The 16815-nt window shown below is 37.1% G+C and carries 16 protein-coding genes; 10 read left to right on the top strand and 6 right to left on the bottom strand.

Features of this window, described 5'->3' with window-relative positions; all coding sequences use genetic code 11:
- Positions 1–68: 68 nt before the first annotated feature.
- The 9 genes from KSK55_RS01010 to KSK55_RS00970 all read left to right on the top strand — a co-directional run bounded on the left by KSK55_RS01010 (position 69) and on the right by KSK55_RS00970 (position 9785).
- The gene (locus tag KSK55_RS01010) at positions 69–2654 is read left to right on the top strand and encodes a sensor histidine kinase (protein WP_214418383.1); all 2586 of its coding nucleotides are present in this window, start codon (positions 69–71) and stop codon (positions 2652–2654) included.
- The gene (locus tag KSK55_RS01005) at positions 2620–3006 is read left to right on the top strand and encodes a response regulator (RefSeq protein ID WP_214418382.1); all 387 of its coding nucleotides are present in this window, start codon (positions 2620–2622) and stop codon (positions 3004–3006) included. The genes KSK55_RS01010 and KSK55_RS01005 overlap by 35 nt, the downstream gene beginning before the upstream one ends.
- Before the next feature lie 23 nt (positions 3007–3029).
- The gene (locus KSK55_RS01000) at positions 3030–3590 is read left to right on the top strand and encodes a CheB methylesterase domain-containing protein (protein WP_214418381.1); all 561 of its coding nucleotides are present in this window, start codon (positions 3030–3032) and stop codon (positions 3588–3590) included.
- A gap of 117 nt (positions 3591–3707) precedes the next feature.
- Entirely contained in the window at positions 3708–4052 is a 345-nt protein-coding gene (locus KSK55_RS00995) for a hypothetical protein (RefSeq protein ID WP_218607833.1), read from the top strand.
- Between the two features lie 56 nt (positions 4053–4108).
- Entirely contained in the window at positions 4109–6271 is a 2163-nt protein-coding gene (gene ppk1, locus KSK55_RS00990; protein ID WP_218607832.1) for a polyphosphate kinase 1, read from the top strand.
- A gap of 24 nt (positions 6272–6295) precedes the next feature.
- Positions 6296–6793 (top strand): crossover junction endodeoxyribonuclease RuvC, encoded by a 498-nt coding sequence (gene ruvC / locus KSK55_RS00985; RefSeq protein ID WP_218607831.1) that lies wholly within the window; start codon positions 6296–6298, stop codon positions 6791–6793.
- Positions 6790–7374 (top strand): Holliday junction branch migration protein RuvA, encoded by a 585-nt coding sequence (gene ruvA / locus KSK55_RS00980; protein WP_218607830.1) that lies wholly within the window; start codon positions 6790–6792, stop codon positions 7372–7374. The genes ruvC and ruvA overlap by 4 nt, the downstream gene beginning before the upstream one ends.
- Positions 7375–7380: 6 nt before the next feature.
- Positions 7381–8394, top strand: a complete 1014-nt coding sequence (gene ruvB, locus KSK55_RS00975) for a Holliday junction branch migration DNA helicase RuvB (RefSeq protein WP_218607829.1) — start codon at positions 7381–7383, stop codon at positions 8392–8394.
- Between the two features lie 44 nt (positions 8395–8438).
- A complete protein-coding gene (locus tag KSK55_RS00970; RefSeq protein WP_218607828.1) occupies positions 8439–9785 on the top strand; it encodes a CAP domain-containing protein in 1347 nt (448 codons plus the stop codon).
- 4 nt (positions 9786–9789) lie between these two features.
- On the opposite strand, the gene KSK55_RS00965 is transcribed toward KSK55_RS00970, so the two are convergent.
- The 3 genes from KSK55_RS00965 to KSK55_RS00955 all read right to left on the bottom strand — a co-directional run bounded on the left by KSK55_RS00965 (position 9790) and on the right by KSK55_RS00955 (position 12739).
- A complete protein-coding gene (locus tag KSK55_RS00965) occupies positions 9790–11148 on the bottom strand; it encodes a hypothetical protein (RefSeq protein WP_218607827.1) in 1359 nt (452 codons plus the stop codon).
- Positions 11149–11416: 268 nt separating this feature from the next.
- A complete protein-coding gene (locus KSK55_RS00960; protein ID WP_218607826.1) occupies positions 11417–12316 on the bottom strand; it encodes a DUF2156 domain-containing protein in 900 nt (299 codons plus the stop codon).
- A gap of 9 nt (positions 12317–12325) precedes the next feature.
- Complete coding sequence (locus KSK55_RS00955) at positions 12326–12739, bottom strand: GNAT family N-acetyltransferase (protein ID WP_218607825.1); 414 nt, start codon at positions 12737–12739, stop codon at positions 12326–12328.
- A gap of 124 nt (positions 12740–12863) precedes the next feature.
- Between KSK55_RS00955 and KSK55_RS00950 the strand changes: the two genes are divergently transcribed.
- Positions 12864–13877 carry a phosphate uptake regulator PhoU gene (locus KSK55_RS00950; RefSeq protein ID WP_256664123.1) on the top strand — a complete coding sequence of 338 codons (1014 nt, stop codon included), beginning with the start codon at positions 12864–12866 and terminating at the stop codon, positions 13875–13877.
- Positions 13878–13881: 4 nt separating this feature from the next.
- On the opposite strand, the gene KSK55_RS00945 is transcribed toward KSK55_RS00950, so the two are convergent.
- From KSK55_RS00945 to KSK55_RS00935, 3 genes are read right to left on the bottom strand one after another with little or no spacing between them, the layout of a single operon-like run.
- Positions 13882–14445: a chemotaxis protein CheW gene (locus KSK55_RS00945; protein WP_218607824.1), complete on the bottom strand. Its 564-nt coding sequence runs from the start codon at positions 14443–14445 to the stop codon at positions 13882–13884.
- 56 nt (positions 14446–14501) lie between these two features.
- Positions 14502–16184: a CARDB domain-containing protein gene (locus tag KSK55_RS00940; RefSeq protein WP_218607823.1), complete on the bottom strand. Its 1683-nt coding sequence runs from the start codon at positions 16182–16184 to the stop codon at positions 14502–14504.
- Positions 16185–16230: 46 nt separating this feature from the next.
- Positions 16231–16713, bottom strand: a complete 483-nt coding sequence (locus tag KSK55_RS00935) for a tetratricopeptide repeat protein (protein ID WP_214418369.1) — start codon at positions 16711–16713, stop codon at positions 16231–16233.
- Between the last annotated feature and the right edge of the window lie 102 nt (positions 16714–16815).

Here is a 16815-nt window from a genome sequence, read left to right as displayed (position 1 = left end):
GAATAGTAACTTATACCATAAGAGTTTGATATGAAATATCGATGGATAAGATTCAAAGGAAGGATGATATGATCCCACCATTACAGAATGGATCATTTTTTTCAAAGTCGATTTATTACCCTTTAATACAAAATCTTCCCGGACCAGCATGTATTACAGACTCTAATTTCCAAATTCTCGCTACAAATAAAAAATTTTTAGAAATTTTTAGTTCAAAACATGCAATATCACAATATAGTACAATAAAACCATTATTTCAAAAAAATCATCCATTTTCAGGCATTCAGGAAGAGTTTAAAAAAATAATTGAAGGAAATAAATCACATTCAATCCAAATCATTCATTTTCAATCAGAAACTTATCATGAAAAATGGTATAAGATCCTGATAACTTCTATTCCAAACCCAGAAAAAGAAATAATACTGTTAATTTCAGGGTGTGATATCACAGATGAATGTAACCTAAAAACTGAACAAACCAGAATTAACGAGATACTCAAAATAATTCAGGATATTACCAAATCAGACCATCTTTACGATCACCCTGAAGAGCAAATTCAACAGGTAATGAGCAGGATTGGACTCATAACAAATATCCAGTATTGTTCGTATATGGAAATCGATGGATTAGGACCATATACTTCTATTCAGGAGCGGTATTTCTGGTCAAAGAAAAAAGGGTTCCTCATTGGTACTGATATAAATAATGTAAACCAGGATTCTGCTCTTTCTTCACTATTACAGATCCTTGTATCACATACGCCTATTGTATTGAAAAAACCAAAAGTATCCGGGCAGTTAAAATATTTATTCGACAAAAGAAAATCTGAATCAGCGTTAATTATTCCATTAATTCAAGGTATTTACCTATATGGTATGTTTCTGCTTTGGGATAGAGAAATAAGAGAATGGAGCCAGACTGAACAGACCGCTCTTATGATTCTGGCAGGAGTAATAGAAACGAAACTTGCCCGACGTCAAGTTGAAGATAATCTTGTCCGAAGCGAAGAAAAGTTTCAAAGTCTGATCGATCAGATTGGTGACATGTATTTTATGACTGATAAATCAGGAATCCTGATTCGTGTCAGTTCGTCTATGGCTAAAAACCTTGGATATCCGTCATCTCAATCACTTGAAGGAACATCTTTTGAAGAATTAATCCATTCACCTGAATACTGGCCCATTTTTCTTTCAGAAATCATCAGCGGAGAAAAAATTAAAGACTATGATATTCAGCTCCGGACATATGACAATAGGAGCATTTACTCATCCATTAGTTGTCGGCTCATATATGATGACGATGGATTATTACAAGGTATCGAAGGGGTTATCAGAGACATTTCCAGAAGAAAACAATATGGGGATCTACTTACCGATATTGAATGGAAATTAGAACAAGCTCAGAAAATTGCACGAATGGGAGTATGGTCATATGATATTCACCTGGAGCGGTTCAGAGTTTCGCCAGAAATATTTGCTCTTCTTGGGTTATCACAGGAACAAAACATAGTTACCATTCATGATTTTACATCCCGGACCATCCCTCAGGATTTAGATAAATTATTATCCTTTTTTCCCCGTGCAGTCGATCAAGGGATTGAATTTGATTTTGAATTCAGAATAAACCTTATGGAAAAAAAATTCAGATACCTTCGGATTAAAGGGAAACCCCTTATAAAAAAAGGGATTATTCACGGTTCTTTTGGGATTATACAAGACATTACTGAGAGAAAAGACGTTGAAAACCATTTAATGAAATATGCTACCGAACTTGAAGAAAAGACCATGGAACTTGATGCCATGAGAACTCAACTCCTTGACATGAATCGTGATCTAGACAACAGAGTTAGAAAACGTACAGTCCAGATAGATCAATTATTAAAACAAAAGGATGAGTTCATTCAGATAATCGGCCATGATCTAAAAACCCCCTTAACTCCTCTTGTTGCTATCCTTCCATACATTAGAAAAAAGATCGATGATCCAGAACTATGTGAACTTTTAGATAATTCGATTGAGGACGTTGCCACCATCAGAAAACTGGTGACTACAATTCTTGATCTGGCCCAGATGAATAGTCTGTATATGATCTCAGATATACAGGATATTTATATTTCAGAACTGGTAAATCAGATTATTAGTGATAATGCATATCTCATCCATCAAAAAAGTCTACATATAACAAATTCAATCCTATCTGAATACTCAGTGAAAATGTCTCCTGTTCATATTGAAACTATTTTTGGAAACCTTATCGGCAATGCCATAAAATATTCATTTATTGATGGAAATGTTCAGATAAGTGCTAATAATTACCAGGATTCAATTGAAATCATCATTAAAGATGAAGGAATAGGTATTGAATTAGAACATATCACAAGGATTTTTGAAGAATTTTACCGGGCGGATAATTCCCGCCATGAACGAGGATCTCATGGACTTGGACTTGCAATAGTAAAACGGGTCATTGAAATGTATCATGGGACAATATCTATTCAAAGTGAGGGGGCAGGAAAAGGAACTACCGTACATCTTCTCTTGAAAAAACATCCAGATATTCTTCTGAAGAAAAAACCTAAATTTTCTGAATCATTCAGTTCAAACAAAATGGTGAAAGTAGATGAACGAGCAAAAACACAAGGTCATGATCGTTGATGATGACTCACATGTCAGAATAGCAGTCCGTACAATTCTGGGCGATGCAGGATTTTCTGTAGTTACAGCAGATAGTGGAAATGAATGTATAAATATCCTTCAAAAAGGATTTTCTGGTGTAGTATTGCTTGACGTTATGATGCCTGAGATGGACGGGTGGGATACTATCAAAGCTATTCTTGATAACAGCCTGACAGAAGGTATCATAATTGTTATGCTCACTGCAAAAAGTGTTCCTGATACAAAGATGATTGGCCTTCAGGAGTATGTCATTGATTATATCACAAAACCATTTGACAATGAAGACCTCATTGAAAAAACCAGGTTTTTCATGAGTTATCTTCAAGATTAAGCCGAAATGGAAAAATAATCAAAATGAAAATTATTATTATTGGTTCGTCAACAGGTGGACCATATATTATAGAGTCTATTTTATCAGAATTTCCTGTTCTTCCTCTTACCATAATCATCGTTCAACATCTGCCTCCAACATTTACTAAAACATTTAAAAATCATATTACATCATTCACGAAAATGGAAGTAATCATTGCAGATAAAGAAACCAGGATTAAAGAACAACAGATCATTATTGCTCCTGCAGGGCATCATCTCATCGTAAAAAATAATCGTTATTTCCAGTTGGATGATGGTGAAAAACTCCACGGAGTCAGACCTGCTGTAGATCTGACTATGATGAGTATGCAAAAATTGAATAATGACAAGATAATGGGAATTATTCTTACCGGAATGGGACGGGATGGAGCCGAAGGACTTATCCATCTCCACCAATGTGGAGGTATAACAATTGTACAGGATCCAGCTACTGCTCCAATTAAAAGTATGCCTCAGGCATCTATTAAAACAGGCATCGTGGATTTTGTTCTAACACCTGAACAGATTCGCGAAAAAATAATTGCTTTTGGAAATGATAATTAAAATAAGAATGAAATTGACCACAAACAATTCAATATGTATCATACAATATTATGTACAGAACACAAGATTAGGACGAAAGGTATGAAAAATCTTCATAAACTATATTATATATCATTTGTGATATCGACTCTGATCCTAATAGGAACCCCAATCTATGCTGATGAAGGAAATGTAACAAACATCACAAATTATTCTGCAAATAATGAAACTCTGTTAACATCAGGAATTAAATATCCTTCTGATGGATTAGAAGCAACAGAGGGACTGGATTTAGGAGTTTCGGTGCAAGGATATGCAGACGCGGGACGAATCAGTACAGGTTTTTCGGGTTCATCAATCGAAGCACGAGGTGACAATCAAACTCCGTCGGTAGTTATGACATTTTCTGACAAGTCATCAGTAAGTGGACTTATTAAAAACTTTATGAAGTCGTTCCACTATGAGAGTGGAATAGATCTCTGATTTTTACCATCCGGCAATTACTTATTCTTTTTCCTCATTATTATTCAGGAAAGAAAATGGAAGAGGAAAACACGATATCAGGAAATATATCCAGAGTGTATCACTTGAAAGATTCATCTCTGTATATTAACCGGGAACTTTCCTGGATCCAGTTCAACCGTCATGTATTGGAAGAAGCAAAAGACCATACTCATCCGCTTCTCGAACGGGTCAAATTTCTTTCCATTTTTGCAAATAATCTTGATGAATTCTTTATGATCCGGGTATCCGGGCTTCATCAGCAATTACGAGAAGGAGTAATTAAGGCACCGCCTGATGGTTTAACACCAGGAGAACAGCTGGACGCAATATACAAAGCATTAGTCCCACTTCTTGAAGAGTCAGTCTCTGTTTGGAATGAAGATATAGTACCTGCCCTGAAAAATGAGGGAATTCTGATTCACTCATATGAGACTCTTAATGAAGGGCAAAAACGATATTTAAGAAATTATTTTATTAAGGAAATATTTCCTGTATTAACACCACTGGCATTTGATAAATCTCATCCCTTCCCTTTTATTTCGAATCTGGCATTGAACTTAGCAGTTATCCTTCGTGAGCGAGGACAAAAAGAAGAGTTATTTGCACGGATAAAAATTCCAAATAAATTATTCCCTCGCTTAATTCTAGTAAAAACAGATGATGAGGAACATGAAGAACGAGGGAAATCAGAATTTATTTTTCTTGAAGAGATTATTGCAGAAAACCTTGACCTGCTCTTTCCAGGTATGGATGTAAGAGCTGCTTATCCTTTCCGGGTTACCCGTGATGCTGATATTGAGATTGAAGAAGATGAGGCGGATGACCTTCTCACAGCTGTTGAAGAATCTATAGGGAGACGGTGGGTAGGAAAACCAGTACGGATAGAAGTCTCATCATGGATGGATCAATCAGTCTGTGCCATGATGGCAGAAAAAATGACTGATTATCCCCATATGTTTTACCGGTTGGGAGGTCCTATCGGTATGGCAGATCTTATGTGTCTGCTTGATTTAAATCGGCCTGATTTAAAGGACACTCCATTTGTTTCATCAGTTCCAAAACGAATTGATAATGAGCCAAATCTTTTCAATAAAATAAAAGCAAGGGACATGATGCTTTTTCATCCATATGAAAGTTTTCAGCCAGTTGTGCAATTTGTCCTTCAGGCAGCTCATGATCCAGATGTTCTTGCTATTAAAATGACCTTGTATCGGTCAGGTTCGAAATCTCCGGTCATCCGGGCATTATTGGATGCAAGAGAAAATGGAAAGGCAGTATCGGTTGTTGTTGAGTTGAAAGCAAGGTTTGATGAAGAAAACAATATAGGTTGGGCAAAAGCACTTGAACATGCCGGAGTCCATGTAGTCTATGGAATAATGGGGCTGAAAGTTCACGCAAAATTATGTCTTGTAGTCAGGCGTGAACGTGAGGGTATTGTCAGATATGTGCATATGAGTTCTGGTAATTATAATGCAACCACAGCCAGAATATACACGGATATAGGACTTTTCACAGCCGATCCGGAGATCGCTTCTGATGCTTCTAATCTTTTCAATGCCCTTACCGGATATTCCAACTATATGGCATATAATCATCTCATGGTCTCTCCAAAATATATCAGAAGAGGTATTCTTTCACTTATTGAGCGTGAAATCCATCGGCAAAAAGAACACCAGGATGGACATATCATACTAAAACTAAATGCCCTCCAGGATGCAGAAATGATCCGGGCATTATACCGTGCATCACAGGCCGGAGTGAAAATAAATCTTCAGATAAGGGGGATATGTTGTTTAAGACCAGGTATACCCGGAGTATCAGATAATATTACAGTCACCAGTATTGTCGGAAGATTCCTTGAACATTCTAGAATTTATTATTTCCATAACGGTGGAGACGAAATTGTCCTGATGGGGAGCGCTGATCTCATGCCAAGAAACCTGAACCGCCGCATTGAGGTATTATTTCCGATACTTGACCCGGGAATTAGAAATGAGATTATATCTACCATTCTTCCAATTCATTTACAGGATACCGTAAAGAAACGAATGCTTCGATCTGATGGCTCATACATACGTGTTCGTTCAGAAGAAAATTCGATACATGCCCAGGAATGGCTCATATCACATCGTGGACTTTGGAATGACCATCTACATGAAGAGCCAAAATGTGATATCCTCAAGAATGTGGACATTTAAAAAAAAAATAGAGGGAAATAAGTTTTGACGACTGGATTTGAACCGATACTGGGTATAGATCCTGGTTTTGCCAGATGTGGATATGGGCTTATCGGAAAAGAAAAAAATTACCCGATAGCACATACCTGGGGATGTATTCAGACAACCCCAAAGACTGGAGATACCTCTATTCGGCTTTTGACAATATTTGAGGGCATTGATGATCTTATCGAAACATATAAACCCTCATGTCTCTCCTGTGAAAAATTATTTTTTTCCAGAAACACAACAACGGCAATGCAGGTGAGTGAAGCACGGGGAGTTATTCTTCTTGCTGCAGCAAAAAATCACATACCGGTGTATGAATATACTCCAAATCAGGTAAAGCTTGCAATAACTGGATCAGGGAAAGCAGATAAAAAACAGATTCAAATGATGATTGCAAGGTTGCTCCGATTATCTGAAATACCACAACCTGATGATGCTGCTGATGGATTATCTTTGGCCTTATGCCACATGAACTGGATGAGAACGTATAGATGATTGCACGTATACGTGGACCGGTTCTCAATAAACAAGATGGATTTGTAATTGTTGAAGCTGGAGGACTTGGATATAAAATCAGAATTCCAGAATCTAATCTGATACATATTGAATTACAGAAAGAAACCATTCTTTATACTGAATTGATTGTCAGACAGGATCAAATTTCATTGTATGGATTTCAAACACCTGAAGAAGTTGAATTGTTTAGGCTATTGATATCTGTTTCTCATATAGGACCACAGACAGGACTTGCATTATTAAGTAAATTTTCAGTCCAGGAAATCTGTGATGCGATCTCTTGTAAAAAACCAGATAAACTTTCACAAGTTCAGGGTCTTGGGAAAAAGGGTGCAGAACGTATTATTCTGGAGCTTCAAAATAAAGTTCCGGAATTTATCAAAACAACAAGTCATTCAACTCTCTCATCATGTATCCAGGATACTATTCTTGCACTGCAGTCATTAGGATACACCCATGAGGAAAGTATTGCTGCCATTGAAAAGATTCAAGGTAATAATTCCAATATGAATTCTTCAGAACAGGTAAAAGAAGCGCTCAAACATCTTCGGAAAAAGTAAAGAAATATGCAGACGAGATTTGTAAGCCCAGTGAATCGAGATGAAGATACTGAAGAGCCATCTGTCAGACCCGGATATCTTCAAGATTTTGTTGGACAAGAACCAGTGAAAGATGCGTTGATGGTTGCTATCACATCTGCCATTAAACGCAACAAACCTCTTGATCATATTCTGTTTTCAGGCCCGCCAGGACTCGGAAAGACAACACTGGCTCACATCATTGCGCAGGAAATGTCAGCAGGTATTGAAACAACGAGTGGTCCGGTGCTTGATCGGCCAGGAGATCTTGCAGCGCTTCTAACTCCGTTAAAAGACCATGACATCCTTTTTATTGATGAAATCCACCGACTCTCACCTGTCATCGAGGAGATTCTCTATCCGGCGATGGAAGATTACACAATCGATCTCCTCATAGGAGAGGGACCGTCTGCCCGTACGATTCAACTCCCTCTCGAGCGGTATACGTTGGTTGGAGCAACAACAAGACTTGGTCTTCTGGGATCTCCATTCAGAGATCGGTTTGGAATTATTCTTCGTCTGGATTTATACGATCCCGCAGATTTACAAATTATCATCACGAGGTCTGCTGGTATTTTAGCTATTCCCATAACTCATGAAGGGGCAGAAGAGATTGCCATGAGATCTCGTGGAACACCACGGATAGCAAACCGTCTGTTAAGAAGGGTTTATGATTATGCAATAGTCAGAGGATCTGGTTCAATAGACAAAGAAATAGCAAACTCAGCTCTTTTTGCCCTTGGAGTCGATAAAAAGGGACTGGATGTCTTGGATAGACGAATTCTAGAAGTTATTGCACATGATTTTAGTGGAGGACCGGTTGGTCTGAAAACTATCTCAATTTCTGTTGGAGAGGAACCAAGAACAATAGAAGATGTGTACGAACCATATCTTATAAGAATTGGTTTTCTTAAACGAACACCACAAGGAAGAATGATCACTCCTTCAGGAAGTGAACATATGAGTTCAGTTATCACGCAGAATTTTTCATCTTGTTCCTGATTCCCCTGCAAGCTTGTATCGTATTGCGATCAATATTTTATTACATGAAACGATCGCAGCGACTATTTTTCATTTTTATTATTTACTTCCTTTTCATACCTGGTTCACTTTCAGAAAATGAATCAACCAATCTTTCGATTCTTGAATATGAGATGCATTTTACACCGGATCTTTCAGTATCTGATCTACAGTATCCGCAAACAGTAAAAACAGGAGAAGATGTAACCGGTTCAATAATCGTCTCAAATAATGGTCCAGTATCAGCCACCAATGTAGTAACAGATTTCATTCTGAAAAAAGATGGATTACAGGGTGAAGAAATCATTTGGCTGGGCAGTAAATCAACAGAAATAATGCCTCCCGGCCAGCGAGGGAAAATTCCTTTTGTTTTTTCTATACCTAAAGGACTGACTGAAGGAGATTACCATCTTGAAGCAATCATTCAGGCCTATGAACAGGAATTTTTTACTCATAACAATAGAATTCAAACAAGCACCCCCATAAAAATTATTCAGGGTGAAAAATGGAAGTGGGGACATACAAATCTTCAGATTGTAATTGATTCCATCGATACAAATCTGACCTCGCCTGGATCTCCTCTTCGAATATCCTATTCAACGATAAATCAAAACAAAGATACTGCTGGAAGTTATCAAACCGCATTTATCCTTTCACCAGATAAAAACTTATCATCAGGAGGGTATAGGATTCGTGAAGAACGAGCATTTTCTGTTCTCAGTTATATGAATGAAAAGGGTTCATCAGTTGATCTCATCCCTGAATATGTGCCTCCAGGAGTTTATTATCTCATCAGTGTTGTGGATTATACAGGAATGATTCAGGAAACAGACGAGGCTGACAATATATTCATTTATTCTGATCCAGTCACCATTACCTATCCGGATGATATTTATTCAGATTCATATGCAGATTCAATATCCGGGTATCTTTACCTCAAAACGAATAAATATAGAGAATATCTTGGTCTTCGTCCATTGGAATTTGATGATGATTTACGAAAGATTGCATTCGATCATTCTCTGGATATGATTGAGCGATCATATTTCTCCCATTATACTCCGGAAGGAATTGATCCTGCTGGTCGGGCACAACTGGCTGGATATGATATAAACCGAAAGATGGATGATGGGAGTATCAGAACAGGAATAGCAGAAAATATTATCCGTATTGCTTCAGGTCATACGATTGGAAAAGCATATACCGGATTTGTTGATCCAACAACACCGGAGGAAATTGCTGATGTGATGATGATAGAATGGATTAACAGCCCTGAACATAATAAAAATCTTATCAATCCAACAATTGAAAAAGTTGGAATCGGAGCAAAATTTGATGGAGAGTTTTTTTATGCAACCCAAAATTTTTTTTAATTTTTCATTGGTACTGGGTTTGATTCATTGAATGGAAAATGGTAACAATATCTGCATAATCAGCACGACCATTTTTATTAAAGTCTATACGTAGTGAAAGATTACTTTCACCAATCCAACGGAAATTATGGAAGAGAAGAACCAGATCATGCATATCAAGATGACCATTCCCGTTTAGATCTTCGAATCTGCCATCATTATCTGGATCTTTCATCTCCTTCATTAACGTCGAATTAAAACCGACTGGTATCATAATATCCGCACGATATTCAAGGTTTAATGCATCTGAGTTTTCCGGATCACGAATGAGGGTACTGCTGCTTATCTGAGCAGATGATACCCCTGCAAATCCTGTCTGTGCAGACGCTTCCTTATATGGTGATTGAGTAGTATTGGTTGACTGTGATCCAGCAAATACACAGGAAAGATCCTTTGAATTCTCTTCAGATCCTTTCAAATACGTAGCCACAGCATGTTCAGATGCCTGAATTGAACGATCACCGTCTGATGTATATGTTACCATTCGTTCCGAGGAAATACTTTCAGATCCTGATGTAGATCTAATTTCATCATTATTTCCTCCATTTGTCATAATGTCCTGATAATACACTGCTGTACCAGATGATACCATAGATGTGTCAGTTTCATTCTTGGTGTAGTACTTCTCAACTATTGTTTTATCATGAACAAAACCTTCCCCAGAGGAGGAACCCATGATATTCAGATCTTCACTACCCTGATACAAACGATTGAATGTTCGTATCAGGCCGGAAATCAATGTCCTGTCATAAAGTTTTATCTCACCGGTATTTGTTAAAGATTGACCGGTAAATGTGGTGATAATTGTCCCTTCAGTATACTTGTCTGTGCTATTAACGCCAGAATTTCCGATGTTAAGAGAATAATCTAAATTCCCGTCTATATGTCTTGCAGTAGAAGATAACTGAAGTTCTTTCGCATTTACAATACTGAACGAAGCAGATTGACCCTTAAATGATTGTTGGGATACTTCATAGGGATTGCCAAAGCACAACGTTCCTTTTGATTGATTTGAAAGAATATTTGTTGATGCATAAATAGATTCATCGGATATAAGATGGGATCCGGTATCTCCGGCAGAATACCCGATAATTTTTTGAGTTTGAAGGACTGGCGACACAGCTTCTTTTCCAGTCATACTGAGGTGTTTATTGAGAGTTAACGCCCCACCATTTGTCATGAGCGAATCAGAATACACACCAGTAATATTTGTTCCGTTCTCATCACTCCCAGACCATAACCCGGTAAAACTATCTCGCACTGGTCCGGTTGTGTCAATTATTGTTCCAATTGAGTAATCTGCGAAGACAAAAAATCCATTCATGCCTGTACTTATGAAGATTACTATAACCAAAATTATCCTGAGACCTAACGGTAGCGGAGACATGAACGCTGATGAAGTATTGATGTAATAAGTATAAAATTAGTTGTATAAATGATAATAAATACAATCAGGATAGGTTTAAAAATTTTAGTTTCATTTTTTGTAAAAATCCCACTCTTTCAGGTTCCCTGAAAAAAGTCAGTTCTATTCCATATTAAATAATAGACAAGGCTAATAGTAATATTTCCGATAGCAAAAAAGAATTAAATCATTTAAGAGTTTTTTCCAGATAATACAATTTCACCATATGATCCGGATGGTATCGTTCCTTTGCTTCGCGAAGTCCAGGTATTCCCATATCACTCTCACGATTAATATACTTATACCGATCCTGAAGGTGTAATGCAGTCTGAAAATTTACTTCCTTGTATATACCTTCACAGTCCGGAAGACCTTTTTCATAATGAACAACAGCAGTTTCCGGGTTTAACTCTTCAAATATCGCAATAGCACCAATCTCTCCCCGGGGATTTACGGTAATGCCAGAAAAATTGAGCTCTGAAAAATAATTAATCGCTTCATGGATAGCCTCTTTTTCATGTTTTAAAATAGTATACTTATCGCATTCTCTTTGTGCACACCATCTAATTAAAAATTCTAAAACATCATCCATGTTAGCTTCGGATATTTGTTCTATAGTCGAAGGGCACTTTTTTCTAAACCGATTCAGATGTTTGCGAACAGTAAGAAAATCCTGTCCTGGAAGAGTGGCGAGAATATCTGATCGATACACATAATCAAAAAAATCTCTATCCTGCTTAAAAATCAAATCAGGCCGGTTTTTTTCTACCCAACTCAATTGCCATGGCTCTAGTATCAATAAAGGAGCATCATCATGAAGCTCCTCAGCAAGTTTTATTGTTGCTTCAAAGACTTCAGGATTCAATGAACCCAGGGGAAAACGATATGATCGGTAATTTTCCGTTTCGCCTTTAATAATAAGAGAGTCTTCATGTTCGCAAATTGAATAATTACCATATGAGCGCCAACAATACAGTGTTCCAAATGTATTTTCAGAATGTTGTATTGGATATTTTTTAAAAATGCGATCAAAAATTACTTTGTCTTCTATTTCAATTGGATGAAAATCTTCTTCATGTAACTTCATTGAAAAATCCTATCTGCTATGTAAAAGAAATATCTGGTTTTTATTAGAAATAAAACATGATTTTTTATAAAATGATTCTGTATTTGGTTCTGCAACCAGCATAATTTTTAAAAGACCAGCCTTTCTGGCCTCATTTACCAAAGATTGAAGAAGAGCTTGTCCAATTCCCTTACCACGGAAATCTGAATGAACGCATAAATCCTGAATAATACCTATGCTTATGCCATCAGATATTATACGCCCCATCGCAATTGTCTCACCAGATGTTACATCAATTCCAACAATGAATCTATAACTTGCCTTGATAAGGCCGGGAATTTCGTCAGGAGAATACTCTTCTTTCCACCATCCAGCTTCCTTATATAATCGGACAATTGAATTCGTATTCCAGGACTCAACTATAGTGAATTGAATATGATTCATAATGAGAAATTGATCTAATTTTGTTTTCATTATAAATTGGTTTTTCTGATGTAAATATTATCAGATAAAGAAAATATCGGTTCAATATATATTTTTTAGTATCTATACATATAGACTAGTAAATATGGAAATACGCAGAGTTCAAATGACGGGAGGTTCTTCCTATGTAATTACCCTACCGAAAGACTGGATTGAATCGACCCACATTAAAAAAAATGATCCCCTAGGTATAATGGTTCAACCAGATGGAACCCTCCTTATTACAAAGAATACTACTGGTGACCAGATTCAAAGAATTAAAAATCTCGAGATAGAATCCGGTACAGACCCAGATTTCTTTTTGCGAATATTAATAGGAGTTTATATTGCCGGATATAATGCCATACATATCACAACCAAGGACCGTATGAACGGAAATATCCGCATGAAACTGCGTGAATTCTCCAATATGGTAATAGGACCTGAATTTATAGAAGAAACAGATTCTAGTGTTCTCATTAAAGATCTTTTAAATCCTCTTGAGATGCCAATTCAAAATTCTCTCAAACGGATGTTTGTCATTGTGAAGGGGATGTATACTGATGCGATTGATGCATTCATTGCACATGATTCAGACCTTATCTCTGATGTTATAGAACGCGACAATGATGTAGATCGACTGTTCTGGCTTATTGCACGACAAACAAATATGATCATGCATAACGTGCACCTATCTAAAAAGATGAATGTCAATGCATCAGAAATGCTTCCACATTTTCAGGTTGCTCGAATTATTGAGCGAGTTGGAGATCACAGTGTACGAATCGCAAAAAATGCACATAAAGTCCATGGAGAAGAAATACCACAGGAAATATTAGAACAAATTCGGGCAGCGTCAATGGGAGCGCTAAAAACTTTTGAAAAAAGTGTTGAGTCCTTTTTTACCCATGACCTCAAAAAAGCAAATAAAACAATAGAATATATGAAAGATCTCGAAGATACTTTTTCTAAAATCAATACCGACCTTTTGGCCCTTCCGGCACATCTGGCAGTACCGGTTCGCAATATCACGGATAGTATCAGAAGATCAGGAGAATATTCAGCAGATATTTCTGAAAATGTAATTAATTATGAGATGATGATTGAGAAAAAAACCTAATAATTTATATTTGGTTCATATCCTGAAGAAGCGTTTTTACATCCAACCAGATTACTAATTCTGTGCTTTCTTTATCCTTATCTTTTATTTTTTTCTTAATTATTCCAAGAATATGTGAAGATTCATCACCCGTTGTCGCTGTTTCATCAACCTGACTAGCATTAAAGGTAGATACAGTAAGCACATCATCTACCATAATCCCTATTTTTGAATGGGTAATCCGATCATCTAACACAATTATTCGTGTTTCTTCTTCACTTGTTGCAGTACCGGAGGTTATTGCGAGTTGTTGTTTTAAATCTATGATAGTTGTAATCTCACCACGTAAATCTATGATTCCTTTAATATATGAAGGGCTATTTGGTAGTTTTGTAATACGTGTATATTCAACGACTTCTTTCACATCAAAAAGATCTATTGCAAAATGTTCCTGCCCCAGAAGAAACTCAACAACTTGAAATGATTCTTCCGCTCCATCATCATGTGACTTTCCGTAACTTTTATTCGCAAATAGTCCACTAGTTCCATGAGACATTGAAGATGATATACCCGGAATATTGCCGGCCATGAATTACAGATGGAACCTCAATATAAAAAAAATCTTTTATAAAAAATAATGTGTTATCAGCATTCACAAAAAACACAAGGTCCAATGACCAACTGACCAATATTGACATTATTCGATTTATCGAGTTCTGGAAGTTCTTCACCACAATAGGACATAAAGGAACATGGATCAATAACTGAGAACCAATAGTATTCTCCATTCATGAGATCTCCAGGAACAGTAACCGTGATTGTATTGGTCAATTGCTCTCCTACACAGATTTTGTTGATCTCCCAGATTCCCAGATATCTGGCAGTTGATGGATCAAAATCCGCATATGGAGAGATGTAATAGGCAACCGTTACATGCTCAGCACATCCATTTCCAATATTTGTAATTGTATCAATAATTTCTGCATCTTTCCCGGGTTCACCACAAGGGAATTTAGTAAGAACGTGAGTCAGATCAGGAATCCGTGCTGCAGGGTTATATTCCACACGTACAGGACGATTTCCGGTCCAATAATTATTTGCAGTATTTCTCTCAGGTGGGTTTGAGGTAACCGTTATCTTTTTTGTAAGATAGTAAATACCTGACCTGACAGAATCCGGTATTCCAACAGTTTCTTGTGATGTGCGTGTCTCTCCAGCTTTCAGATTGTGAATTGTCCACCAGCCGAGATGGCGGGCATTAGATCCATCATCCTGGGTAGCGACCAAGTATTCAACCCTTACTATACCTGCAGTAGATCCTCCAATATTTGTAACCGAATCGGTAATTTTTGCACCTTCACCAATATACATCACATCCGGATAGTCTGTTTTTACTGTCATTATATCCGGTTCAGATGTGGTTGGCTCTACCGGTGCAATGGATATTACCGGTGTCGGAACAGGTTCACGTTCTGCAATAGAATATGACTCATCCGAAACCCAGTATACATCAGAATTTTCTGACACCAAGTCAAGAGGAATAAATGATGTTATTATGAAATATTCAGAATTTTCAATATCAGAAGGGACTGGAAATATTGTTTCTACGGTCTGTTTTTCAGAAGGTTTTACCTGAATGAAATCAGATTCTCCAAAAAAAATCACATCATCAGAAATGAGACCGGTTTTGGAGAGATAATATGATAATTTTGTTTCAACAGAATGGGTTTCATTCAGGTTTTCAATTGTTGACGATAATCGTAGCATCTCTCCATTTTCAGCGGTCAGAAAATTTTCTTCATTATACCCCAATCCAAAAAATTCAGGACCATTATTGACATATAATGCCTTTTCATTTCCCGGAATAAAGGAGTCTGGTTTAGAACTCACAATCAAATCAGAAAGGAGGATTACTCGACGGAGTTTATATGATCCGGATTTAATCTCCATTGATATCGGAAACGACACATTTACAGATTTTTGTCCACCAGGAACCAGGTTTTGAATTGATATATTACCTAAATAAAAATCTGGGTTTGATCCGGTTTCATCCTGCAATACATACCCAATCGAAAAAAAGCCAGTTGATTGTGTCCCTCTGTTTCGAACAGTATCAACAATTCGAAGATAAGTTCCAGCATCTACATAACTGGGAATGTCCATCCTTATTCCAATAATATCCAAATTGACAGTATCATCTGCAGTAACAATCCCACCAACAGAACTCCATTCACCTGTTATGAGATGAGGAGATCCAATACAGATAAAAAAACACGTAATAGATATTGTAAGAAATAAAAATCTGTTTAAAATAAAATCAGTATTCATATATGAGGATATCTTTTCGCTCATGAAAGTCTTTTGGGCAAAAATTTTAAGAGTCCCCGGTATATCGAAGTATGATACCAAGAACAGTTATAAGAGCTAGAAAAGCGGAAATTGGAGATAAGGGAGTTTCCTCTTTTGGAGCGCTTTTCAATAGAAGTTCTTTATCAATACGATATTTTACCACATCAGGGTCTATAGAAATGGCCATATCATATGCCATAGAAGCCTCTTCATATTTTCCTAAAAGACCATATGCAGTCCCCATGTTATCATACGCCATCGAAGAATTCGGAACAAGCATGACTGTTTCATTCCAGGCCATTATTGCTTTCTCATAATCTTTCATTGCCGCATATGCAAGGCCGGTATTATACCATGCATTCGCTGATAATGAAGGATCAATTTGTTTGGCCTGCATCCAGAGTTCAATTGCCTTATCAAGAGACCCTTGTGCATAATGCTCATTCCCGATCTCAAACAGGTCTTCTCCGGAATAAACCGGTGCACCAGAGGCGCCAATAACCAGCATAGGGATTAGAAATAAGATCGGATATTTTTTCAGCATCCTGATACTCGTACCTATCTGTATTCTGCCCTTGTTAAGATTCTTCTCCTATCAAAGGTTTTGTAT

The sequence above is a fragment of the Methanospirillum hungatei genome (assembly GCF_019263745.1).
Taxonomy (GTDB): Archaea; Halobacteriota; Methanomicrobia; order Methanomicrobiales; family Methanospirillaceae; genus Methanospirillum; species Methanospirillum purgamenti.
Note: the sequence above shows the minus strand (reverse complement) of the source record. Positions and strands in the feature narration are given on the sequence as shown.